Consider the following 21,259-nt stretch of genomic DNA (forward strand, 5'->3'; position numbering starts at 1 on the left):
TTCTCAGCTCACCATGTCATCCCACTCGCCCTACTTAGGCACTTACATCATTGGCGCTTACATCATCGGCGACGAGATACTGTCCGGCAAACGTCAGGACAAACACCTCAGTCGAGTTATCGAAACACTGGGCGCACGCGGCCTGTCGCTTTCCTGGGCAGTCTATCTGGGGGACGAACCAGCACGCATCACGGCGGCGTTACAGCGCTCGTTGGCCACCAGCGACATCGTGTTCAGCTTTGGCGGCATCGGTGCCACGCCAGACGATTTCACGCGCCAGTCGGCCGCTGCTGCACTGGGCGTGCCCATAGAACGTCATGCGGGTGCGGTCGCCGAGATCGAAGCACGTTTTGGCGATGCGGCTTATCCCAAGCGTGTGCTGATGGCAGATTTCCCGCAAGGTGCCAGCCTGATCCCCAACCCGGTCAACCGCGTGGCCGGGTTCTCGGTAGGCAGCCATTATTTTCTGCCCGGCTTCCCGGAGATGGCCTGGCCGATGATGGAATGGGTGCTGGATACACACTACGCTCAACTATTCCACCAGCGCGACCATGCTGAAGCCTCCATTCTGGTGTTCGATGCCGGTGAAAGTCAGCTCATCGACCTGATGAACGCCGTGGTCAATCAATTTCCAGATCTCAAGCTGTTCAGCCTGCCCAAGCTGGATGTACGCCGCACCATCGAGCTGGGTGTCAAAGGTCAGGCCAGTAAGGTGGCTGACGCCATGAACATGATCTGCCACGGTGTCAGCAGCGCAGGCTTTGAGTGGCATGCGCTGAGCACATGAGCAGCTTGTCCAGCGTCACTTGCCGCACCGGCTGCGGGGCCTGCTGTATTGCGCCCTCCATCACCAGCCCCATCCCGGGCATGCCGGAAGGAAAACCTGCTGGCGTACCGTGCGTGCAACTGCTGGAGGATAGGCGCTGTGCCTTGTTCGGCAAGCCGGAGCGGCCAGCGTTCTGTGGCGGGCTACAAGCCAGTACCGAGATGTGCGGGCCAGACCGCCAGCATGCCCTGCACTGGCTGGGGCGTCTGGAAGCACTCACCCGCCCGGAGCCGCCGCTGTCTCCTGCATGGCATACACAGCCAGACCACTGATCGCTGCCATCACCGACATGTAAGCACCCACTAGCGCCAAACCACCATAGTTAGCCAGCAGCTGCGACACAAACGGCGCAATGGAGGCACCAAGGATACCGCCCAGGTTGTAGGCCAGCCCGGCCCCGCTATAGCGCACCGCCACCGGGAATTGTTCAGGCAGATAAGCGCCCATGGGCGCAAAGGTCGCCCCCATCAGCAACAAGGCCAGCGACAGAAACAACAGCACCAGCGCTGGGGAACCGCTGGTCATCAGCGGTTCCAGCGCAAAGCCCAGCAACACCGCAGCAGCACAGCTCAGCATCAACACCGGCCGTCGGCCGAAACGGTCACTCAAGCCTGCAGACAAGGGCGTCACCAGCGCCATGCACAGCACTGCCACGGTCAACATCCACAAAAAGTCAGTCCGCGGGATCTGCAAGCTGCTGGTACCGTAACTCAGACAGAACACCGTGGCGGTATAGAACAGGTTGTAGCACACCCCCATGGCCAGCGCGCCCAGCAGGATGCGGCGCCAATGCTGCTGGAGCAAAGGCCACAACGGCGCACGATGGGTCTGCTTGCTGGCCAATGCTGCCGCAAAGGCGGGCGTCTCGGTGAGCTGAAAACGCACATACAAGCCCACCATCACCAGCAGGGCACTGGCCAGGAAAGGCAGACGCCAGCCCCACTGCTTGAATTCGGCTGCGCTGAGCAGGCTGGCCAGCGCCAGAAAACTCAGTGTCGCCAGCAGGAAGCCGACCGACGGACCCAACTGCGGGAACATGCCGAACCAGCCGCGCTTATCCGCAGGCGCATGCTCGGTCGCCAGCAAGGCCGCACCACCCCACTCACCACCCAGGCCCAACCCCTGGCCGAAACGCAGCACACACAGCGCGATGGGCGCCCACACGCCCCAGCTATCGTAGCCGGGCAGCAGGCCGATCAACAGCGTGGAGACGCCCATCACCAGCAAGGAGGCGGCCAGCGTGGCCTTGCGTCCGATGCGGTCTCCAAAATGGCCGAACAGAATGGCGCCCAGCGGCCGTGCGATGAAGGCCAGGCCAAAGGTCAGAAAGGCATTGAGCGCCTGCGCGGTGGGGTCGCTCTGCGGAAAGAATACCTGACCGATCACCAGCGCGGCGGCCATGGCGTAGATGTAAAAGTCGTAGAACTCGATGGCCGTACCGATGAAACTGGCAAATGCGATGTGCGCTGTGGATGGTGCGGCTGGCTTCATAGCGGCTAGAGGTGAAGCTGTAGTCAAGACGATGCTCCCATGACGAGGACGTTGCATCAGTCTGACATAGAGCTCGCAGGCGCGACGGAAAAAATAGAGCCCGCAGGTGCGTCGCAAAAAACACAGCCTGCGAGTGCATCGCAAAAAATCGTATTGCCGCCACCTGTTGTACGCGTACACAACATGCAGCAGGCCCACCGTACACAGCGCTATAAACGCTGACAGAATTGTTTCCTAGCCAGCACGATTGCATATAAAATAAGCACCTTTCGCGTTAACAGAATCCCACTTTCGTGCAGATCGGCCCTCACTTACTCAAGAACAACCTTGTCGTTGCGCCCATGGCTGGCGTGACCGACCGGCCTTTCCGCATGTTGTGCAAGAAGATGGGCGCTGGTCTGGCCGTTTCCGAGATGGTGACCTCCAACTCGCTGCTGTACGGCAGTGCCAAGACGCTGCGCCGTGCCAACCACGAAGGTGAAGTCAGCCCGATCTCGGTGCAGATCGCCGGTGCCGACCCGCAGATGATGGCGGAAGCCGCGCGCTACAACGTGGACCGTGGTGCCCAGATCATCGACATCAACATGGGCTGCCCGGCCAAAAAGGTCTGCAATGTGATGGCAGGCTCCGCGCTGCTCAAGGATGAACCGCTGGTGGCGCAGATCCTGCGCGCCGTGGTGAATGCCGTGGATGTGCCGGTCACCCTCAAGATACGCACCGGCTGGGACAAGGCCAACCGCAATGCCATCGCCATCGCGCGCATGGCAGAAGACATCGGCGTACAGGCCCTGGCCATGCACGGCCGCACCCGTGCCTGTGCTTACACGGGCGATGCCGAATACGACACCATCGCTGCCGTGAAGCAGTCCATCAAGATCCCGCTGATCGCCAATGGCGACATCACCACCCCGGAAAAAGCCAGGCTGGTGCTGGACCACACTGGCGCTGACGCGGTGATGATAGGCCGTGCCGCCCAGGGCAGGCCGTGGATCTTCCGCGAGATCGAACACTTCCTGAACACCGGCACCCACCTGCTGCCGCCCACGGTCACCGAGATCCATACCGTCATGCTGGAACACCTGCATGACCTGTACGAGTTTTACGGTGTGGAGACCGGCGTGCGTGTCGCGCGCAAACACATCTCCTGGTACACCAAGGGCCTGGTCGGCTCGGCCAATTTCCGTCATGAGATGAACCAGCTGCCCACCATGGAAATGCAACTGCACGCCATCAACAGCTTCTTTGCCCAGCTGCACGAGCAAGGCGAGCGCCTGCAATATGTGGCGCTCAGCGACGCGGAGGCGCTGGCAGCATAATGGCGAATTGTGAAATGGCGATCAGCGTTAAAAAAGCGCTGGATGATTACTTCCGTGACCTCGATGGTCAGCCACCGCATGCCGTCTACGACATGGTGCTGGCCTGCATGGAAAAGCCTTTGCTGGAATACGTGCTGCACCGTGCAGGCGGCAACCAAAGCAAGGCCGCCGACATCCTTGGGCTCAACCGCAACACCTTGCGCAAGAAGCTCAAAGAGTACGACCTTCAATAATCCCTTCCTTTTTTAAGACAGATCATGGCAGTCATCAAACGTGCACTCATCAGTGTCTCTGACAAAACCGGCATCATCGAGCTGGCGCAAGCCCTCAACGCACTGGGTGTGGAGATCCTTTCTACCGGCGGTACCGCCAAGCTGTTTCGCGAGCAGCAGATACCCGTCATCGAAGTCAGTGATTACACCGGCTTCCCGGAGATGCTGGACGGCCGCGTGAAGACGCTGCACCCCAAGGTGCACGGCGGCCTGCTGGGACGCCGCGAGTTGCCCGAACATGTTGCCGCCATGCAGCAGGCCGGCATCCCCAATATTGACCTGCTGGTGGTGAACCTGTATCCGTTCGAGGCCACTGTCGCCAAGGCGGATTGCACGCTGGAACAAGCCATCGAGAACATCGACATCGGCGGCCCGGCCATGGTGCGCTCTGCCGCCAAGAACTGGCGTGACGTGGCGGTGCTGACCGATGCGTCACAGTATGCCGAGTTCATCACTGAGCTGAAGAGCACCAGCGGTGCCACCAGCCAGGCCACACGTTTCGCACTGTCGGTGGCCGCGTTCAACCGCATCAGCAACTACGATGCCGCCATCAGCGATTATCTTTCCTCCTACAAGCCGGACGGCAGCCGTGCCGATTTCCCCGGCCAGACCAACGGCCGCTTTGTCAAACTGCAAGACCTGCGCTACGGCGAGAACCCGCACCAGCAGGCCGCGTTCTACCGCGACCTGCATCCGGCACCTGGCTCGCTGGTGTCGGCCCAGCAACTGCAGGGCAAGGAACTCAGCTACAACAACATCGCCGACGCCGATGCGGCCTGGGAAGCGGTGAAGAGTTTTGACAGCGCGGGCACCGCCTGTGTCATCGTCAAACATGCCAACCCCTGTGGCGTTGCACTGGGCAGCAGCCCGCTGGAGGCTTACAGCAAGGCCTTCCAGACCGACCCGACCTCGGCCTTTGGCGGCATCATCGCCTTCAACCGCACGCTGGATGCAGCGGCGGCTGAAGCCGTTTCCAGGCAATTCGTGGAAGTGCTGATCGCGCCGGACTACACGCCGGAAGCGCTGGCCATCTTCAAAGCCAAAGCCAATGTGCGCGTGCTCAAGATCGCGTTGCCACCCGGTGGCGATACGCCCTGGGCACAGGGCCGCAACTCGCATGACATCAAGCGCGTGGGTTCCGGCATCCTGATCCAGACCGCAGACAACCACGAGATCAGCGTCACCGACCTGAAGATCGTCAGCCAGAAGCAGCCCACACCGCAGCAACTGGAAGATTTGCTGTTCGCCTGGCGTGTGGCCAAATATGTGAAATCCAACGCCATCGTGTTCTGCGGCAACGGCATGACGCTGGGCGTGGGTGCAGGCCAGATGAGCCGCGTCGACAGTACGCGTATCGCCGCCATCAAGGCCCAGAATGCCAACCTCAGCCTGCAGGGCTCGGTGGTGGCTTCGGATGCGTTCTTCCCGTTCCGTGATGGCATCGACGTACTGGCGGAAGCCGGTGCGGCGGCAGTGATCCATCCGGGTGGCAGCATGCGTGATGAAGAAGTCATCAACGCCGCCAACGAACGCGGCCTGGTCATGGTGCTGACCGGCATCCGTCACTTCAGACACTAAATTACATGGAGGGTGAAGGGTAAAGGGCGCAGGGTTCATGTGCGACACATTGATCCAGACCCGATCTCCCCTTCCCTCTTCTCTACTTCAGGGAAGTACATTATGAAAGTTTTAGTCATTGGTGGCGGTGGTCGCGAACATGCGCTGGCATGGAAACTGAAACACAGCCCACGCGTGAGCCGCGTGTTCGTCGCGCCCGGCAATGCCGGCACCGCGCTGGATCCTGACATGAAGAACGTGCCGATCAGCACAGTGGATGAACTGCTGCAGTTCGCACTCGACGAGCAGATCGGCATCACCGTGGTCGGCCCGGAAGCGCCGCTATCGCAAGGCGTGGTCGATGCCTTCCGCGCCGCCGGTCTCAAGATCTTTGGCCCGACCAAGGCTGCTGCGCAGCTGGAATCATCCAAGGACTTCGCCAAAGCGTTCATGGTGCGTCATGGCATCCCCACCGCCGCCTACGCCACCTTCACCGATGCCGCTGCCGCGCATGACTACGTCCATCAGCAAGGCGCGCCCATCGTCATCAAGGCCGACGGCCTGGCCGCGGGCAAAGGTGTAGTGGTGGCCATGTCGCTGGACGAAGCGCATGCTGCCATCGACGCCATGCTGGCCGACAACAAGCTGGGCAGTGCAGGCGCACGCGTGGTGATCGAAGAATTCCTCAGCGGCGAAGAAGCCAGCTTCATCGTCATGGTGGACGGCAAGAACATCCTCGCGCTGGCCACCAGCCAGGACCACAAACGCTTGCTGGACGGCGACCAGGGCCCCAACACCGGCGGTATGGGGGCTTATTCCCCGGCACCCGTGGTCACGCCCGAGATCCATGCACGCGTGATCCGCGAGATCATCCGCCCCACCGTGGAAGGCATGGCCAAAGACGGCATCCCCTATACCGGTTTCCTTTACGCGGGCCTGATGATCAGCCCGGACGGCAAACTGAAGACGCTGGAATTCAACTGCCGCATGGGCGACCCGGAGACGCAGCCCATCATGCTGCGCCTGAAGAGCGACCTGCTCAACCTGGTGGAGCATGCGGTGGATGGCAAGCTCAACGCCGTGGACGTGGACTGGGACCGCCGTACCGCGCTGGGTGTGGTGATGGCCGCCGCCAATTACCCCGATACGCCACGCAACGGTGACGTGATCACCGGCCTGCCCAAAGAGCTCGTTGACGCCCATGTGTTCCATGCCGGTACCAGCATGCACGATGGTCAGGTACTCACCAGCGGCGGTCGCGTACTGTGTGTGACGGCGCTGGGTGAAACCGTCAAATACGCGCAAAGCCGCGCTTACCAGATCGCCGACGAGATCCAGTTCGACGGCAGCCAGTATCGCCGCGACATCGGCTACCGCGCCGTCAAAGGCTGAGGTTCAGGGCCATGCTGGACCGCGCCCTCCATCATTATCTGCGCGCTGGCGGCGTCATCGCCTATGCCACGGAATCCTGTTTCGGGCTGGGTTGTGACCCACGCAGCCGCCTGGGCGTGCAACGCATCCTCAGGCTGAAAGGCAGGCCGCAGCACAAAGGCCTGATCCTGATCGCCAGCAAGGTCACGCAGCTACGTCATTACATGGCACCGCTCAGCGCGGATGAATACCAGCAACTCGGCGCAAAGCGCCCGCGCCCGCATACCTGGCTGGTACCCACTGCCACACACTGCCCGGTATGGCTCAGCGGCCGACACCCCAGCATCGCCGTACGCATCACCGCCTTCCCGCCCGCACGTCAGCTGTGCCAGGCCAGCAATATGGCGCTGGTCTCCACCAGCGCCAACCGTAGCGGCCATGCGCCCGCCAAGACCACGCGACTGTGCAAGCAACTGTTCGGTGACCGTGTGCGCGTGATCGCCGGGCTTACCGCAGGCAACAAACGCCCCTCCACCATTCAGGACCTGCGCAGCGGACGCATACTGCGCGCCTGAACTCCTTTGGATCGAGACCATGAGCGACATCTCCACACAACGCGTCTACGACTACCTGCAACAGCTGCAAGCCCGCATCGTCGAGGCGCTGGAACTGGTGGACGGCAAACGCTTCCTCAACGACAGCTGGCAACGCCCGGAAGGCGGCGGTGGCACCAGCTGCCTGCTGGAAGAAGGCAATGTGTTCGAACGCGCTGGCGTGGGCTTTTCACATGTCAAAGGCAGCAAACTGCCACCTGCTGCGACGGTAGCCCACCCGGAAGCCGCCGGCCGCAGCTGGGAAGCCATGGGTGTGTCGCTGGTGCTGCATCCGCGCAATCCCTATGCGCCCACCGTGCACATGAATATCCGCTTCTTCGTTGCGAAAGCACCGGACCCGGAGATAGCCGCCATGGATTTACGTGCAAAACAAGCTGAGCATAAAAGCGAACAATCGGCAAAGTATCAGGGTGCGAGCCAAGGCGCTGACGGCGCGGCGACGCGACATACCTCGTCAGGTAGGCAAGGAGCCGCGTCGGAGAGCAACGCAGGCGCAGCCCCTGAGACACAGCCGATTTGGTGGTTTGGCGGCGGCATGGACCTCACCCCCTACTACGGCTTTGAAGAAGACGCCGTGCACTTCCACCGTTGCTGCCGCGATGCACTGGATCCGTTCAACGCGGACTATTACCCCAAGTTCAAGACCGCCTGCGACAAGTACTTCTTCCTCAAGCATCGTCAGGAACCGCGCGGCATCGGCGGCATCTTCTTTGATGACTTCAGCGAGCTGGGCTTCGAACAGAGCTTCGCCCTGCAGCGCAATGTGGGCGATGCCTTCCTGCAGGCCTACCTGCCCATCCTGCAGCGGCGCAAGGACACGGCTTATGGCGAGCGCGAGCGCGATTTCCAGGCCTACCGCCGTGGCCGTTATGTGGAATTCAACCTGGTGTTCGACCGTGGCACGCTGTTCGGTCTGCAATCCAATGGCCGCACTGAATCCATCCTGATGTCCATGCCGCCTGTAGTGAAATGGCGTTATGACTGGAAACCGGCGGCAGGCAGCCCCGAGGCGGCGCTATACAGTGACTTTTTGACCGAGCGCGACTGGTTGCAAACACGCTGACCAACTGCCTAGCTAGTTTGAATGCGCAGGCTGCTTAGTTTTCTGGCACGTTTGGTGCATACTCCATTAAAAAAATCAGGGAGATCTCATGTTTGCTCAGCTGTTGCGTACCAAACCGGCAGACCCGCATGGCCATAGTGGTCTCAAAAAATGCCTGAGCGCATTTGATCTTGCCCTGCTCGGTATCGGCTGCGCCATCGGCACCGGGATCTTCGTACTGACCGGCATCGCGGCAGCCACCCAATCCGGCCCGGCCGTGGTGTTGTCGTTCGTATTCGCCGGCGTAGCCTCCGGCTTTGCGGCACTGGCCTATGCAGAACTGGCGGCCTCAGTGGGCGGCTCGGGCAGTGCTTACGGTTACAGCTATGTGGCGTTCGGGGAGTTCATCGCCTGGGTGATGGGCTGGATCCTGCTGTTGGAATATGGCGTAGGTGCGGCCGCAGTGGCCAATGGCTGGGCCGGTTACTTCATCAATACGCTGGCCAATTTCAATATCGTGCTGCCCGAAGCGCTGATCAAAGCACCAAGTCAGGGCGGCATCATCAACCTGCCCGCCTTCGGCATCATCTGGGTGCTGACCTTGTTACTCATCAGCGGCGTCAAGCAAAGCTCGCAGTTCAATAACATCATCGTTGCCGTCAAACTCAGCACCATCGTCATTTTCATCGCGCTCGCCTCCATGCACCTCAACACCGACAACTGGACACCGTTCATGCCGTTCGGCTGGTTCGACACACTGGATAACGGCAAGACCATAGGCGTGCTGGCAGGCGCATCGCTGGTGTTCTTTGCCTACTTTGGCTTTGACGCGGTATCCACCGCCGCCGATGAAGCCAAAAACCCGCAGCGTGACCTGCCTATCGGCCTGCTTGCCTCGCTGGTGTTCTGCACCGTGGTGTATATCCTGGTGTCGGGGGTGCTGACTGGCGTGGTGCCATACGGTGAATTGAACGTGTCCTCCCCGGTGGCGTATGCCTTGAGCAAACTGGGGTACACCTGGTCCTCCACGCTGGTCGCTACCGGCGTGCTGGCGGGCCTGATCACGGTGCTGCTGGTGCTGCTGTACGGCCTGACCCGCATCCTGTTCGCGATGAGCCGCGATGGCCTGATCTCACCGTTCTTCTCCACCATCAACCCGGACCGTCAGACGCCGGTGCGCATCATCCTGCTGTGCGGGATAGTGGTGTCGCTGGTGGCCGGTTTCATTCCGCTTGGGCAACTGGCCGAGACTGTCAATATCGGCACGCTGGCCAGTTTCGTCATGGTGTGTGTGGGCGTGATCGTGCTGCGCATTCGCCAGCCCGACTTGCCGCGTCCATTCAAAAACCCCTGGAATCCCTTGGTCCCGGTGCTGGGCATCCTGTCCTGCGGCGCCTTGATGGCCTTCCTGCCCACCGAGACCTGGCACCGTTTCGGCTGGTGGGTGGCGGCTGGCGTTGTGTTCTATTTCAGCTATTCCATACGCCACAGCAAGCTGCGCAAGGCGGCATAAGCCGAATTTCGGGCAACAAAAAAGCCAGTCTTTTGGACTGGCTTTTTTTTGCACCGTTGCTAGATTACAGGGTAAGAATCCACTGCACGATGGTTTTGATATCAGCATCTTTGACCTGGGGGCTGTGAGGTGGCATCGGGATAGGACCCCAAACGCCACTGCCACCCTTTTTGACTTTTTCGATCAGCTTGGCTTCCGCTGTCTTGTCACCCTTGTACTTGGCAGCCACGTCCTTGTATGCAGGACCAACTACTTTGTTGGCAATGGTGTGACAGGCCAGACAGCCACTTTTCTGTGCCAGGGCTTCAGCGGCCTTGGCGTCTACTGCGCTTGCCTGTCCGGCCAGCATCAGAGAGCCAGCGGCGGCAACCGTCATTAATAACGCTTTCATGCTATCTCCTTCAACTCGATCTTTATCGGACTACTGATTACTTCAAGCTTTACAGCTCTATCATGATACCCAAGATAGACTAAGCTTGAAAAGAATTACGCTATCGCAGCATGCTGTCAGGTACTTCGGGAACCAATCGTTGCTCTGCTTTGGTTAAACGCTCCAAGCCGGTATGGGTTGACAGTAACAACGCACAACAGGGCCAGTAACTTGCTATCGGCAGGCGAAGTGGAATCTTGAGAATGCGATGATCAGTCTAGTCATGCACTCAAGCGCATGTTGGCCTTCCCTGACCTGTCCGGCCAGGGAAGACTGCGTCACATAGACTCGACGGTATATTCTGCACTCATGATATGGGTGCGATTCGGGTTGATCACCACCATGTTCTCCATGGCGTTGGCTGATTCGATACAGATCATATTGCGCCATTCATCTGCGCTGCCCATGTCACCCGTACTATGGGCTTTTTCTTCCCATGGCGTCCAGATCACGGTGCTACGGCTGTTGGAGGTGGAGACGCGGATACGGCGCTTGTAACCCGGGTCGGACAGCAGGCAGTCGCCACTATGGTTCAAATAGACACGATCGAACTCGCCATCAAAGGTCAGCACTTCATGCTCGACATAACGCTGGTAGTTCTTGAGCTTGTCGGCATAGACATAATCCTGCAGACCCGTGATCTTGACATTGGCCACATCGCTGATGTTGAAGTAGGTGTGGAATGCCTCACCGATGATGAAAGGATGATCCGCCTTGTTGGTGGTGGCCAGATCGATCTTCAGGCGCTTGCCTACGGTGATGGTCATGGTCAGCACATAGGGATAACCCAACTGACGGCGCGTCACATCGGTTTCCTGCATCTGCAACAACAGACGTGTCGCGCCAGTGTCGGTGGTGTCCGAATCGACCAGCTGCCAGGGAATGACGCGGGCGAAACCATGCGGACACAAGGTGCTATCGGTCTGGTGCGCACCGAACCAGGGCCAGCAGATCGGCACGCCGCCACGAATGGAACGGCCTTTCACATAGCGCGCATGTTCGGACAACCACAACACCGGCTGTTTCTCGGTCTTGGGTTGCCAATGGATGACATGGCCACCCTGCAAGGCGATCCTGGCCTTGGCCAGCGGGTTGTCGATCTCGATATAGCGCAGCCCATTCCCGTCTTCAGTCAACTGGATATGCGGATGGGCCAGGCTGGTGCCCGTCCCATCACTGTTGTAGAAACTGTTTGCGAGCGTTTGAGTGCTCATTCATTTACCCCGGTTATCTTGGTCGTGCTTGAAAGAATTCTTGTTATTTTTCGATTTGCGCAACATCGCGCACTGCGCCACGGGCTGCGGAAGTGCTCATCGCCGCATAGGCACGCAAGGCGGGTGAAACCACGCGCTGACGGGATACCGGCTTCCAGGCCAGGGCTCCCTTGGCCACCATGTGGGCACGTCGATGCGACAACACTTCATCACTGACCGCGAGATGGATGGTGCGGTTCGGAATATCGATCTCGATGGTGTCGCCTTCTTCCACCAGACCGATGGCACCCCCCTCTGCAGCCTCTGGGGAAGCATGGCCTATACTCAGACCGGAGGTGCCCCCGGAGAAGCGTCCATCTGTAAGCAAAGCACAAACCTTGCCCAGGCCCTTGGATTTCAAGTAACTGGTGGGATACAGCATCTCCTGCATGCCAGGACCGCCACGCGGGCCTTCGTAGCGGATCACTACCACGTCACCCGCTATCACGTTATCGGCAAGAATCGCGGCCACTGCATCGTCCTGTGATTCAAAGATGCGCGCACGGCCGGTGAACTTGAGGATGCTGTCATCCACCCCCGCCGTTTTGACAATGCACCCATCCTGTGCGATGTTGCCGTACAGCACCGCCAGACCGCCATCCTGCGAGTAGGCATGGGCCTTGTCGCGGATGCAGCCCTCAGCACGGTCTGTGTCCAGATCGGGCCACAACATGGACTGACTGAAAGCGATGGTGGTCGGGATGCCGCCGGGCGCCGCGCGGAACAGCTGGCGCGCCTCTTCATTAGCCAGGTTGCTGATATCCCATTGCTGCAGTGCATCGCCCAGGGTCGGGCTATGGACGGTGGGGATCTCGTTATGGATCAGGCCGGCTTTATTCAACTCGCCCAGGATGGCCATCACGCCACCCGCACGATGCACGTCTTCCATGTGGTATTTCTGTGTGGCAGGCGCCACCTTGCACACGCAGGGCACACGGCGCGAGATGCGGTCGATGTCGCTCATGGTGAAATCGACACCCGCTTCATGCGCAGCCGCCAGCAAATGCAGCACGGTATTGGTGGAGCCGCCCATGGCCACATCCAGGCTCATGGCATTCTCGAATGCCTGCATATTGGCGATGGCGCGTGGCAGCACGCTGTAATCGTCCTGCTCGTAATGCCGCCTGGCCAGCTCGACGATGAGGCGACCTGCTTTCAGGAACAACTGCTTGCGCGCCGCATGCGTGGCCAGCGTGGAGCCGTTACCGGGCAGGGACAAGCCCAGCGCCTCGGTCAGGCAGTTCATGGAATTGGCCGTGAACATGCCGGAGCAGGAACCACAGGTGGGGCATGCAGAACGCTCGACTGCCGCTACATCGGCATCGCTGACATGGCTGTCCGCCGCTTCAACCATGGCATCCACCAGATCCAGCTTGCGAATCGTGCCATTCCAGTTGACCTTGCCGGCCTCCATCGGGCCACCCGAAACGAACACCACCGGGATATTGAGACGCAGCGCTGCCATCAGCATGCCGGGCGTGATCTTGTCACAGTTGGAGATGCACACCAGCGCATCGGCACAGTGCGCATTGACCATGTATTCGACGCTGTCCGCGATCAAGTCACGGCTGGGCAGCGAATACAGCATGCCACTGTGGCCCATGGCGATGCCGTCATCCACGGCGATGGTGTTGAACTCTTTGGCGACGCCACCCGCCTTTTCGATCTCGCGTGCGACCAGCTGGCCCATATCTTTCAGGTGCACATGGCCAGGCACGAACTGGGTGAAGGAGTTGGCAATCGCGATGATGGGCTTGGTGAAATCCTCATCCTTCATGCCGGTGGCACGCCATAAAGCGCGTGCACCCGCCATGTTGCGGCCGTGTGTGGTGGTACGTGAACGATAAACCGGCATGGATCAACCTCTGGTAATAACACCGCTAAAAAATGACTGGGTAGCGCAAGCGCTGCAGCAGATGGTGCGCAACTGCAAAACGGCTTACGCAAAAAACGTATAATCTGAAGTCCTTCATAATTTTACCTTATTCTGAGGCCAGTCCGCATATGCTCGTCCATCCGCAATTCGATCCCATCGCGCTCCAGATCGGCCCCCTCGGCATCCACTGGTATGGCCTGATGTACTTGCTGGGTTTTCTAAGCCTGCTATGGCTGGGTAAATGGCGCGTGCGCCAGCAGCCACAACTGGGCTGGGAAAGCAGCGAGGTGGATGACCTGCTGTTTTACGGCGTGCTGGGGGTGATCCTGGGTGGCCGACTCGGCTATGCCATCTTCTATCAACCCAGCTACTTTCTGGCCCATCCGCATGAAGTGCTCTATTTGTGGCAAGGCGGCATGTCCTTCCACGGCGGTTTTCTGGGCGTGCTGGTCGCCATGCTGTGGTTCGCCAGAAAGACCGGCAAACGCTGGCTGGGCGTGATGGACTTTGTTGCGCCACTGGTGCCCATCGGCCTGGGCGCTGGCCGTGTAGGCAATTTCATCAACGGTGAATTGTGGGGACGCCCCACTGATGTCGCCTGGGGCATGGTGTTTCCACAGGTGGATCAGCTGGTGCGCCACCCTTCGCAGCTGTATCAGTTCGCGCTGGAAGGCGTGGCACTGTTCCTCATCCTGTGGTGCTATTCCAGCAAACCCAGGCCAGTTGGTTCAGTATCCGCCCTGTTCCTGCTGGGGTATGGCAGCTTCCGCTTCATCGCCGAGTTCACACGCGAACCGGACAGCTACCTGGGGTTGCTGTCGCTGGGTTTGAGCATGGGGCAATGGCTTAGCCTGCCCATGATCCTGGCGGGTGCCTGGTTGTGGCGAAAATCGCAGCATTATGGCAATTGATTTACAATACGAGCGTGTCGATGAGTATTTCAGCGACTTTCTTTCCATCTTCAAGGAGCATTCAATGATGCCACGTATTCTGATGATCATGCTGTGCAGCCTGCTCGGTTATAACGCGACCGCCATGGCAGAGACCAAACTGAGCCCGCAACCTGGCCAGTGGTCCACCATCGTTGCCATACTCGACAATTCCAATAATCACTACCTGCTGAAGACCTCGGTACACGCCGATGCCAAGACCTGTGTCGCCGCCCTGCCTGACCTGGCGGGCAGTATTCAGGATGCAGGTGGCAAGATCTGGACTAATCGCGAGCGCAATACCATCAATTACGAGAAGAAGATCGGCATCACCGAAGATAATGTCAAAGTGGAAGAAGTGCGTTGTGTGCTGGAGCCATTCAGCCCTGAGTTCGCACGCTTCCTCGGCCGCTGATCGGGTTCCACACCGCTGCGGGACACCAGCCGCCGCTGCCTTGATTCAGGGCAGCGGTTTTTTATGGCCCGCGCCCAGCTTCAACCCAGCTTCAACCCAGCTTTCAGCTCAGCAGCAGCGCTTCACACCCTTCCACTTATTGTCCTGCCACTGTTTGAAGAACGCGGCGCGCGTCAGCGGTGCCTCATCACCATGGTGTTCCACATGGTGGCGCAGGTAGCGCTCATAGGCATCGTCACCCGACAGGCGCCGGAACAAACGCCAAAACGCGCGCAGTGCGCCCTTGAGTTGCCCCAGCATCAGTCACGCACCCCAGCGCTGTCCAGCCGTGTCTGCTGGTAAGCCACTTCGCTGCAAGGCAGCACGGGCTTGCCGCTTAGATGGCGCACACACACACGCAGCATGTCGAAGATCACCACCCACAGCACCACGATGAAGAACATGGTCAGCCAGGCATCCAGCTGCTGGTTGAAGATCAGTTGCGGCGCGACCGCCGCCTTCTCGGGCGGCAACAGGCCGCTGGCGAGTTTTTCTGACATGTCGCGGGCGGCAGCAAAGAAGCCGACCCGAATATCCGTGCTGAAGATCTTTTCCCAGGCCGCCGTACTGGTGACGATGACCAGCCAGACCAGCGGCAGCGCGGTGACCCAGGCGAAACGTGCACGACCGGATTTCACCAGGATGCCGGTGGCTACGCACAGCGCGATGGCTGCCAGCATCTGGTTGGCGATGCCGAACAGCGGCCACAGGATGTTGACGCCACCGTTGGGATCGATGACGCCTATGTAAAGGAAATACCCCCAACCGGCCACCACCAGCAAACTGGTGAAGATCACCGAGGGGTACCAGGAGGTGCGGCCCAGCGCGGGCCACACATTGCCTAACATGTCCTGCAGCATGAAACGGCCGACACGCGTGCCGGCGTCCAGTGTGGTCAGGATAAAGATGGCCTCGAACATGATGGCAAAGTGATACCACAGCGCCAGCAGATGCTGACCAAAAGCGCTGCCAAAGATGCTGGCCATGCCCACGGCCAGCGACGGTGCGCCACCGGTGCGCGCGAACAGCGTGGCCTCGCCCATATCGGCCGCCAGCTTTTCCATCTGTGCCACGGTGACCGGGAAGCCCCAGCTGTTGATGGTGGCCACGGCTTCCACAGCGGTCTTGCCCACCACACCCGCCGGACTGTTGATGGCAAAGAACACGCCGGGGTCCAGCACGGTAGCGGCGATCATGGCCATGATGGCAACGAAGGATTCCAGCAGCATGCCGCCGTACCCTATCATGCGGATATCGCGCTCACTGGCCAGCAGCTTGGGCGTGGTACCGGAAGCGATCAGCGCATGGAAGCCGGAGATCGCACCGCAGGCCACGGTGATGAACACGAACGGGAACAGGGTGCCGCCAAAGATAGGGCCAGTGCCATCGATGAACTGCGTGAGGGCCGGCATCTTCACTTCGGGTTGCAGCATGACGATGGCCACCGCCAGCAGGATGATGGTGCCCAGCTTCATGAAGGTAGACAGATAGTCGCGCGGCGCCAGCAGCAACCATACCGGCAGGATGGCCGCGGCAAAGCCGTAGGCGATCACCGCCCAGGCCAGCGCCAACCCGTCATGGTCGAACCAGCCACGGAAGGCACTGTGGTCTATCCAGCCGCCACCGGCTACGGCCGCCAGCAGCAGCAGCACACCCAGCAAGGAGCCTTCCAGCACGCGGCCGGGACGCAGGTTGCGCATATACAGGCCGACCACCATGGCGATGGGGATGGTGGCAGCCACCGTCGAGGTGGCCCAGGGGCTGTGTTTCATGGCATTGACCACCACCAGGCCCAGTACGGCGATCAGGATGATCATGATGAAGAACGTGCCCAGCAAAGCCGCCACACCACCCAGCGGCCCCAGCTCGTCACGTGCCATCTGACCCAGGCTGCGCGCATTGCGGCGCGTGGACAGGAACAAGGTCACCATGTCCTGCACTGCGCCACCCAGCACCGCACCGATCAATATCCACAAGGTACCGGGCAGGTAACCGAACTGCGCGGCCAGCGTGGGCCCGATCAGCGGCCCAGGCCCGGCGATGGCAGCAAAGTGATGTCCGAACACCACCCAGCGGTTGGTGGGCACAAAATCACGGCCATTATCCAGACGTTCGGCTGGCGTGGCACGCGTCGCATCCAGCATCAGCACCCGGGCGGCGATCCAAGCGGCATAGAAACGATATGCGATGGCATACACACAGACCGCGGCGGTGATGAACCACAAGGCGTTGATGCTTTCACCACGATGCAGGGCGATACCACCAACGGCACCAGCCCCCAGCAAGGCGATGGCCAGCCAGACCAGCGTTTTTATTGAGTTGCGCATGGTTAAGAACCCAGGGTGGATAACATGGTGTGCACTAGACGAGAAATGATCAAACCGCAGTATAAAGCACTGCCAGCCGCTTGGAACGCTGATGCGACACGCAGGCGCCACAGAAAGCGAATCCGCCGTGTAAGGTTGCCTGCTGCTGCACGACCAAACAGCATCGATAACTTGATATGGGATCCCTGATGAAAACGCTATTTCGCACCCTGATTCTGATTTGCATGATGCTGGCCGGCAGCGCTTATGCCAATCCTGGCCATTACGAAGCGAGCAGGTTCGAAAGTCTGCAGAATGCTGGTACACCTACTTTGCTGCACGTGCATGCCGACTGGTGCTCGACTTGCCGCACGCAGGCCCCCATTCTGGGCAGCCTGCTCAAAATGCCTGAATACAGCGGCATCCAGGCACTGCAAGTCAGTTTTGATGACCAGAAAGACGTACTCAAACAATTCAATGTACGCCGCCAGAGCACATTGATCGTGTTCAAGAACGGCAAGGAAGTCGGGCGCAGCACTGGTGATACCAGCCGCCTGAGCATAGAGCGCCTGCTGCAACAGGCGCTGTGATGTCAGCCGAGCTGGCCAGCTATGGCCTGAGTTTTCTGGCTGGTACCTTATCCGTGCTGGCCCCCTGCGTGCTGCCCCTGCTGCCTATCCTGCTGGGCAGCGCACTCAACACACACAAGCTGGGGCCACTCGCCCTGGCGGCCGGGCTGGCCATCACGTTCACTGTGATCGGCGTGCTGATCGCCAGTAGCGGCGCCGTGCTTGGGCTGGAGCAAGACACCTTGCGCCGCTTTGCGGCCGTATTGCTGATCTTGTTCGGCGTGGTGCTGTTATCCAGCCATCTGCAGCATTACTTTTCCAGACTGACTGCAGGCCTGGGTAACAGCGGAAATAACTTACTGTACCGCTTGTCTGGCGATACGCTGGCTGGCCAGTTCCTGCTGGGGTGTGTGCTGGGCCTGGTGTGGAGCCCGTGTGTAGGCCCCACGCTGGGTGCTGCCATTACGCTGGCCAGTCAGGGCGAAAGTCTGCTGCATGTGACGCTGGTGATGGCCATGTTCGGCATGGGCGCTGGCTTGCCCTTGATCGCACTGGGCCTGCTGTCACGCCAGGCCATGCTACGCTTGCGCGGCAAGCTCATGCAGGCAGGAAAGGTAGGCAAACAAGTGATGGGCATCGCCCTGCTGGTAGTTGGTCTGCTCATCCTGACCGGTTTTGACAAAAGCATTGAGTCCGGCCTGCTGGATATTTTGCCCACTTGGATGACGGAAATCACCACGCGTTTTTAGTCTGCCACCCCCATCTCGTTGTTCTTGCACAACTTTAAAATTAGCGGTTTTTCACACTATTTGGCCGCACATCAATTGCCCCCAAACGATGGATTGACGCCACTTCCGGGCCGGTTGTAGCATCTGCGGCACTGTTCTGGTGCTGACTGCTTGACCTCACGTTTGGGAGGGGGTCGTCATGTGTTTTTCATGAGCCAATCAACATCCGACAGTGCTAGTAAAAGGCAGTAAAGATATTTTATCTTTCAACATTAAAAGGAACATCATGAAAACGATTCTTTCAGCACTGGTACTTGGCACTCTGAGCTTCAACGTCGCTGCAGCGGAACTGCCTGTAGACCTGCCTCTGGGCGCGGTCACCGGCGTGGTTGAGGGTGTACTGGGTACGGTTGCCCTGCCCGGCCTGCCTGTAGACCTGCCACTGGATACCGTCACTGGTCTGGTTGGCGGTCTGGTTCCTACCGTGATCGGTCTGCTGGATGGCGTATTGGGTGGTGTTGCACTGCCTGGTGCTCCTGCAGTGCCCGGCCTGCCAGCACTGCCAGTTGATCTGCCACTGGGCGCTGTGACCGATCTGGTGGGTGGCCTGGTGCCTACCGTCACTGACGTGGTCGGCGGCTTGCTGCCCACCGTGACCGGTCTGGTTGACGGCCTGGTGCCTACTGTGACCGGCCTGCTGGATGGCGTATTGGGTGGTGTTGCACTGCCTGGCGCGCCTGCTGTGCCTGGCCTGCCAGCACTGCCAGTTGATCTGCCACTGGGCGCTGTGACTGATCTGGTCGGCGGCCTGGTGCCTACCGTGACCGGTCTGGTTGACGGTGTACTGGGTGGCGTTGCACTGCCACTGTAAGCTGCGCATTCAAGGTTCTAAATGAAAACGCCCCATTGCGGGGCGTTTTTTATTTGACGCCAGGCTGAGTCTTGAGCCCCTGCGATTTGAGTCAGATTTGGCGTCAGTTTTATTGGGCAATGTCGCTGGCGTGCCAGCTTAACCGATCCCCAGCTCCGAACGCGCGATCAGCGCCTGATTGTGCGCACTGTCCCGGTCAGCGGCCAGCGTGGTGAAATGCCCCATCTTGCGCCCCGGTCTGGCTTCATGTTTGCCGTACAGATGCAATTTCAGCGCCGTGTGTGCTGTGGCTTTGGACCAGGCGGGCTCGCCGTCCTGCCAGATGTCACCCAGAATGTTCACCATCACGGCGGCACTATGCTGACGTGCGTCACCCAGAGGCAATCCGGTCAAGGCACGCACCTGTTGTTCGAACTGATTGGTCACGCAGGCATCGATGGTGTAATGGCCGGAGTTATGGGGGCGAGGTGCCATTTCGTTGACCAGCAGCTTGCCTTCACTGATAAAGAACTCCACCGCCAGCACGCCTTCATAAGCCAGCTTTTGCGCCAACTGCGTCGCCAAGGCTTGTGCCTTGGCTTTGAGCACGTCACTGATGCGGGCAGGGGCGATGCTGACATCGAGGATACCGTTGAGGTGACTGTTCTCCACCACCGGAAAAGTGACGATATGGCCATCAGCATCACGCGCCAGCACCACGGATACTTCGGCATCCAGGCTGAGCATGTTTTCCAGCACGCAGGTCTGCATGCCGAACTGTTCGAACGCCGCAGCGGCAGCGGCAGCATCGGCAACCCGGGCTTGCCCCTTGCCGTCGTAACCGAAGCGCGCCACCTTGAGGATGGCCGGATACAAGCCGCTGTCGTCCGCAGGCAGGTCTTGCGCAGTATTGATCACGGCGAACGGCGCGACCGGCAAGCCTGCATCGCGTACGAACTGCTTCTCCAGTACGCGGTGCTGGGCAATCGCCACTGCGCTGGCCGATGGGCGCACGGTGCGGGTCTGGGCCAGGAAGTCCAGCGTCGCCGCAGGCACATTCTCGAATTCGGTCGTGATCGCGGCACAGGTCTCGGCCATGCTGGCCAGCGCCGCCGCATCGTCATAAGCGCTGCACAGATGCACATCGGCAATGCGGCCGGCCGGACTATTGGCATCCGGGTCCAGCACGGTCACCTTGTAGCCTAGCTCATGCGCAGCGATGACAAAATAGCGGCCCAGTTGACCGCCACCCAGCATGCCCAACATCGCGGGCGGAAGAATCATCGGCTTGCTCAACATATCTCCATTCAAATCAGGCGATGTTCAGAAAGAATCGCTAACGCGTCTACAAATGGCCAGCACTTATTCCGGCAGCTGCATGGCCAGCACTTTTTCGGCCTGGCGCTTGCGAAAATCCACCAGCTTCTGTGCCAGCGCAGCATCGGTCAGCGCCAGAATCGACGCGGCAAAGATGCCAGCATTGGCAGCGCCCGCCTCACCGATCGCAAACGTCGCCACCGGCACGCCACGTGGCATCTGCACGATGGAAAGCAGGGAGTCCTGCCCTTGCAGATGTTTGCTGGGCACGGGAACGCCCAGTACCGGCAAGGTGGTCTTGGCAGCCACCATGCCTGGCAAATGGGCAGCGCCACCAGCACCGGCGATGATGACTTTGAAGCCGTTGGCGACGGCTGTCTCGGCAAAACTGAACATCAGATCCGGCGTACGGTGCGCAGACACCACGCGCGCTTCGTAACTCACGCCGAAATCTGTCAGGGTCTGTGCGGCCGCTTTCATGACCGGCCAGTCACTGTCGGAACCCATGATGATGGCCACTGCGGCTTGTTGTTGTGTCATGGCAT

22 protein-coding genes are annotated in these 21,259 nt (G+C 59.8%); 14 read left to right on the top strand and 8 right to left on the bottom strand.

Annotated features, from left to right (window positions below; all coding sequences use genetic code 11):
- Positions 1-13 precede the first annotated feature (13 nt).
- Both ED236_RS07785 and ED236_RS07790 read left to right on the top strand, forming a co-directional pair.
- Positions 14-787, top strand: coding sequence for a competence/damage-inducible protein A (locus ED236_RS07785; RefSeq protein WP_123237387.1), 774 nt, complete (start codon positions 14-16; stop codon positions 785-787).
- Positions 784-1,098 carry a YkgJ family cysteine cluster protein gene (locus tag ED236_RS07790; RefSeq protein WP_123237388.1) on the top strand — a complete coding sequence of 105 codons (315 nt, stop codon included), beginning with the start codon at positions 784-786 and terminating at the stop codon, positions 1,096-1,098. Before ED236_RS07785 ends, ED236_RS07790 begins: the two co-directional genes overlap by 4 nt.
- Here the strand turns inward: ED236_RS07790 and ED236_RS07795 are convergent.
- Positions 1,043-2,317 (bottom strand): MFS transporter, encoded by a 1,275-nt coding sequence (locus tag ED236_RS07795; RefSeq protein ID WP_123237389.1) that lies wholly within the window; start codon positions 2,315-2,317, stop codon positions 1,043-1,045. The two genes, ED236_RS07790 and ED236_RS07795, sit on opposite strands and share 56 nt — an antisense overlap.
- Positions 2,318-2,610: 293 nt before the next feature.
- On the opposite strand from ED236_RS07795, the gene dusB reads away from it, so the two are divergent.
- The 7 genes from dusB (at position 2,611) to ED236_RS07835 (ending at position 10,002) form a co-directional block, all read left to right on the top strand.
- Positions 2,611-3,633: a tRNA dihydrouridine synthase DusB gene (gene dusB, locus ED236_RS07800; protein ID WP_123237390.1), complete on the top strand. Its 1,023-nt coding sequence runs from the start codon at positions 2,611-2,613 to the stop codon at positions 3,631-3,633.
- A 14-nt stretch (positions 3,634-3,647) separates the two neighbouring features.
- Positions 3,648-3,866 carry a helix-turn-helix domain-containing protein gene (locus ED236_RS07805; protein ID WP_420820417.1) on the top strand — a complete coding sequence of 73 codons (219 nt, stop codon included), beginning with the start codon at positions 3,648-3,650 and terminating at the stop codon, positions 3,864-3,866.
- A gap of 24 nt (positions 3,867-3,890) precedes the next feature.
- Positions 3,891-5,483 carry a bifunctional phosphoribosylaminoimidazolecarboxamide formyltransferase/IMP cyclohydrolase gene (purH, locus tag ED236_RS07810; protein ID WP_123237392.1) on the top strand — a complete coding sequence of 531 codons (1,593 nt, stop codon included), beginning with the start codon at positions 3,891-3,893 and terminating at the stop codon, positions 5,481-5,483.
- A gap of 102 nt (positions 5,484-5,585) precedes the next feature.
- Positions 5,586-6,854 carry a phosphoribosylamine--glycine ligase gene (purD, locus tag ED236_RS07815; protein WP_123237393.1) on the top strand — a complete coding sequence of 423 codons (1,269 nt, stop codon included), beginning with the start codon at positions 5,586-5,588 and terminating at the stop codon, positions 6,852-6,854.
- An 11-nt stretch (positions 6,855-6,865) separates the two neighbouring features.
- Positions 6,866-7,408 carry an L-threonylcarbamoyladenylate synthase type 1 TsaC gene (gene tsaC / locus ED236_RS07820; RefSeq protein WP_123237394.1) on the top strand — a complete coding sequence of 181 codons (543 nt, stop codon included), beginning with the start codon at positions 6,866-6,868 and terminating at the stop codon, positions 7,406-7,408.
- Positions 7,409-7,427: 19 nt separating this feature from the next.
- Entirely contained in the window at positions 7,428-8,510 is a 1,083-nt protein-coding gene (hemF, locus tag ED236_RS12650; RefSeq protein WP_240032074.1) for an oxygen-dependent coproporphyrinogen oxidase, read from the top strand.
- An 88-nt stretch (positions 8,511-8,598) separates the two neighbouring features.
- The gene (locus ED236_RS07835; protein ID WP_123237395.1) at positions 8,599-10,002 is read left to right on the top strand and encodes an amino acid permease; all 1,404 of its coding nucleotides are present in this window, start codon (positions 8,599-8,601) and stop codon (positions 10,000-10,002) included.
- Between the two features lie 64 nt (positions 10,003-10,066).
- On the opposite strand, the gene ED236_RS07840 is transcribed toward ED236_RS07835, so the two are convergent.
- The 3 genes from ED236_RS07840 to ilvD form a co-directional block, all read right to left on the bottom strand.
- Positions 10,067-10,393, bottom strand: coding sequence for a c-type cytochrome (locus ED236_RS07840; RefSeq protein ID WP_123237396.1), 327 nt, complete (start codon positions 10,391-10,393; stop codon positions 10,067-10,069).
- Between the two features lie 317 nt (positions 10,394-10,710).
- The gene (locus tag ED236_RS07845) at positions 10,711-11,646 is read right to left on the bottom strand and encodes a D-hexose-6-phosphate mutarotase (RefSeq protein ID WP_123237397.1); all 936 of its coding nucleotides are present in this window, start codon (positions 11,644-11,646) and stop codon (positions 10,711-10,713) included.
- 43 nt (positions 11,647-11,689) lie between these two features.
- A complete protein-coding gene (ilvD, locus tag ED236_RS07850) occupies positions 11,690-13,540 on the bottom strand; it encodes a dihydroxy-acid dehydratase (protein ID WP_123237398.1) in 1,851 nt (616 codons plus the stop codon).
- 149 nt (positions 13,541-13,689) lie between these two features.
- Between ilvD and lgt the strand changes: the two genes are divergently transcribed.
- Positions 13,690-14,472: a prolipoprotein diacylglyceryl transferase gene (gene lgt, locus ED236_RS07855; protein ID WP_123237399.1), complete on the top strand. Its 783-nt coding sequence runs from the start codon at positions 13,690-13,692 to the stop codon at positions 14,470-14,472.
- Positions 14,462-14,905 (top strand): hypothetical protein, encoded by a 444-nt coding sequence (locus ED236_RS07860; protein WP_148042271.1) that lies wholly within the window; start codon positions 14,462-14,464, stop codon positions 14,903-14,905. Before lgt ends, ED236_RS07860 begins: the two co-directional genes overlap by 11 nt.
- Before the next feature lie 108 nt (positions 14,906-15,013).
- Here the strand turns inward: ED236_RS07860 and ED236_RS07865 are convergent, their stop codons facing one another.
- Both ED236_RS07865 and ED236_RS07870 read right to left on the bottom strand, forming a co-directional pair.
- On the bottom strand, positions 15,014-15,205 hold the full coding sequence (locus tag ED236_RS07865; protein WP_123237401.1) for a YbdD/YjiX family protein: 192 nt from the start codon (positions 15,203-15,205) through the stop codon (positions 15,014-15,016).
- The gene (locus tag ED236_RS07870) at positions 15,205-17,271 is read right to left on the bottom strand and encodes a carbon starvation CstA family protein (protein WP_123237402.1); all 2,067 of its coding nucleotides are present in this window, start codon (positions 17,269-17,271) and stop codon (positions 15,205-15,207) included. The genes ED236_RS07865 and ED236_RS07870 overlap by 1 nt, the downstream gene beginning before the upstream one ends.
- Positions 17,272-17,459: 188 nt before the next feature.
- On the opposite strand from ED236_RS07870, the gene ED236_RS07875 reads away from it, so the two are divergent.
- From ED236_RS07875 to ED236_RS07885, 3 genes are all read left to right on the top strand, one after another.
- Complete coding sequence (locus ED236_RS07875; protein WP_123237403.1) at positions 17,460-17,840, top strand: thioredoxin family protein; 381 nt, start codon at positions 17,460-17,462, stop codon at positions 17,838-17,840.
- A complete protein-coding gene (locus tag ED236_RS07880) occupies positions 17,840-18,568 on the top strand; it encodes a cytochrome c biogenesis CcdA family protein (protein WP_123237404.1) in 729 nt (242 codons plus the stop codon). The genes ED236_RS07875 and ED236_RS07880 overlap by 1 nt, the downstream gene beginning before the upstream one ends.
- Before the next feature lie 265 nt (positions 18,569-18,833).
- Complete coding sequence (locus tag ED236_RS07885) at positions 18,834-19,418, top strand: hypothetical protein (RefSeq protein ID WP_123237405.1); 585 nt, start codon at positions 18,834-18,836, stop codon at positions 19,416-19,418.
- Between the two features lie 138 nt (positions 19,419-19,556).
- Here the strand turns inward: ED236_RS07885 and ED236_RS07890 are convergent, their stop codons facing one another.
- Both ED236_RS07890 and purE read right to left on the bottom strand, forming a co-directional pair.
- Positions 19,557-20,696, bottom strand: a complete 1,140-nt coding sequence (locus ED236_RS07890) for a 5-(carboxyamino)imidazole ribonucleotide synthase (protein WP_240032075.1) — start codon at positions 20,694-20,696, stop codon at positions 19,557-19,559.
- A gap of 63 nt (positions 20,697-20,759) precedes the next feature.
- Complete coding sequence (gene purE / locus ED236_RS07895) at positions 20,760-21,254, bottom strand: 5-(carboxyamino)imidazole ribonucleotide mutase (RefSeq protein ID WP_123237406.1); 495 nt, start codon at positions 21,252-21,254, stop codon at positions 20,760-20,762.
- Positions 21,255-21,259: the final 5 nt, after the last annotated feature.

The sequence above is a fragment of the Pseudomethylobacillus aquaticus genome, assembly GCF_003730115.1.
Lineage (GTDB): Bacteria > Pseudomonadota > Gammaproteobacteria > Burkholderiales > Methylophilaceae > Pseudomethylobacillus > Pseudomethylobacillus aquaticus.

Coding starts and splice junctions, on each gene's coding strand:
- ED236_RS07785 (WP_123237387.1), top strand. CDS start 14: ATGTCATCCCACTCGCCCTACTTAGGCACTTACATCATTGGCGCTTAC.
- ED236_RS07790 (WP_123237388.1), top strand. CDS start 784: ATGAGCAGCTTGTCCAGCGTCACTTGCCGCACCGGCTGCGGGGCCTGC.
- ED236_RS07795 (WP_123237389.1), bottom strand. CDS start 2,317: ATGAAGCCAGCCGCACCATCCACAGCGCACATCGCATTTGCCAGTTTC.
- ED236_RS07805 (WP_420820417.1), top strand. CDS start 3,648: ATGGCGATCAGCGTTAAAAAAGCGCTGGATGATTACTTCCGTGACCTC.
- purH (WP_123237392.1), top strand. CDS start 3,891: ATGGCAGTCATCAAACGTGCACTCATCAGTGTCTCTGACAAAACCGGC.
- purD (WP_123237393.1), top strand. CDS start 5,586: ATGAAAGTTTTAGTCATTGGTGGCGGTGGTCGCGAACATGCGCTGGCA.
- tsaC (WP_123237394.1), top strand. CDS start 6,866: ATGCTGGACCGCGCCCTCCATCATTATCTGCGCGCTGGCGGCGTCATC.
- hemF (WP_240032074.1), top strand. CDS start 7,428: ATGAGCGACATCTCCACACAACGCGTCTACGACTACCTGCAACAGCTG.
- ED236_RS07835 (WP_123237395.1), top strand. CDS start 8,599: ATGTTTGCTCAGCTGTTGCGTACCAAACCGGCAGACCCGCATGGCCAT.
- ED236_RS07840 (WP_123237396.1), bottom strand. CDS start 10,393: ATGAAAGCGTTATTAATGACGGTTGCCGCCGCTGGCTCTCTGATGCTG.
- ED236_RS07845 (WP_123237397.1), bottom strand. CDS start 11,646: ATGAGCACTCAAACGCTCGCAAACAGTTTCTACAACAGTGATGGGACG.
- ilvD (WP_123237398.1), bottom strand. CDS start 13,540: ATGCCGGTTTATCGTTCACGTACCACCACACACGGCCGCAACATGGCG.
- lgt (WP_123237399.1), top strand. CDS start 13,690: ATGCTCGTCCATCCGCAATTCGATCCCATCGCGCTCCAGATCGGCCCC.
- ED236_RS07860 (WP_148042271.1), top strand. CDS start 14,462: ATGGCAATTGATTTACAATACGAGCGTGTCGATGAGTATTTCAGCGAC.
- ED236_RS07865 (WP_123237401.1), bottom strand. CDS start 15,205: ATGCTGGGGCAACTCAAGGGCGCACTGCGCGCGTTTTGGCGTTTGTTC.
- ED236_RS07870 (WP_123237402.1), bottom strand. CDS start 17,271: ATGCGCAACTCAATAAAAACGCTGGTCTGGCTGGCCATCGCCTTGCTG.
- ED236_RS07875 (WP_123237403.1), top strand. CDS start 17,460: ATGAAAACGCTATTTCGCACCCTGATTCTGATTTGCATGATGCTGGCC.
- ED236_RS07880 (WP_123237404.1), top strand. CDS start 17,840: ATGTCAGCCGAGCTGGCCAGCTATGGCCTGAGTTTTCTGGCTGGTACC.
- ED236_RS07885 (WP_123237405.1), top strand. CDS start 18,834: ATGAAAACGATTCTTTCAGCACTGGTACTTGGCACTCTGAGCTTCAAC.
- ED236_RS07890 (WP_240032075.1), bottom strand. CDS start 20,696: ATGTTGAGCAAGCCGATGATTCTTCCGCCCGCGATGTTGGGCATGCTG.
- purE (WP_123237406.1), bottom strand. CDS start 21,254: ATGACACAACAACAAGCCGCAGTGGCCATCATCATGGGTTCCGACAGT.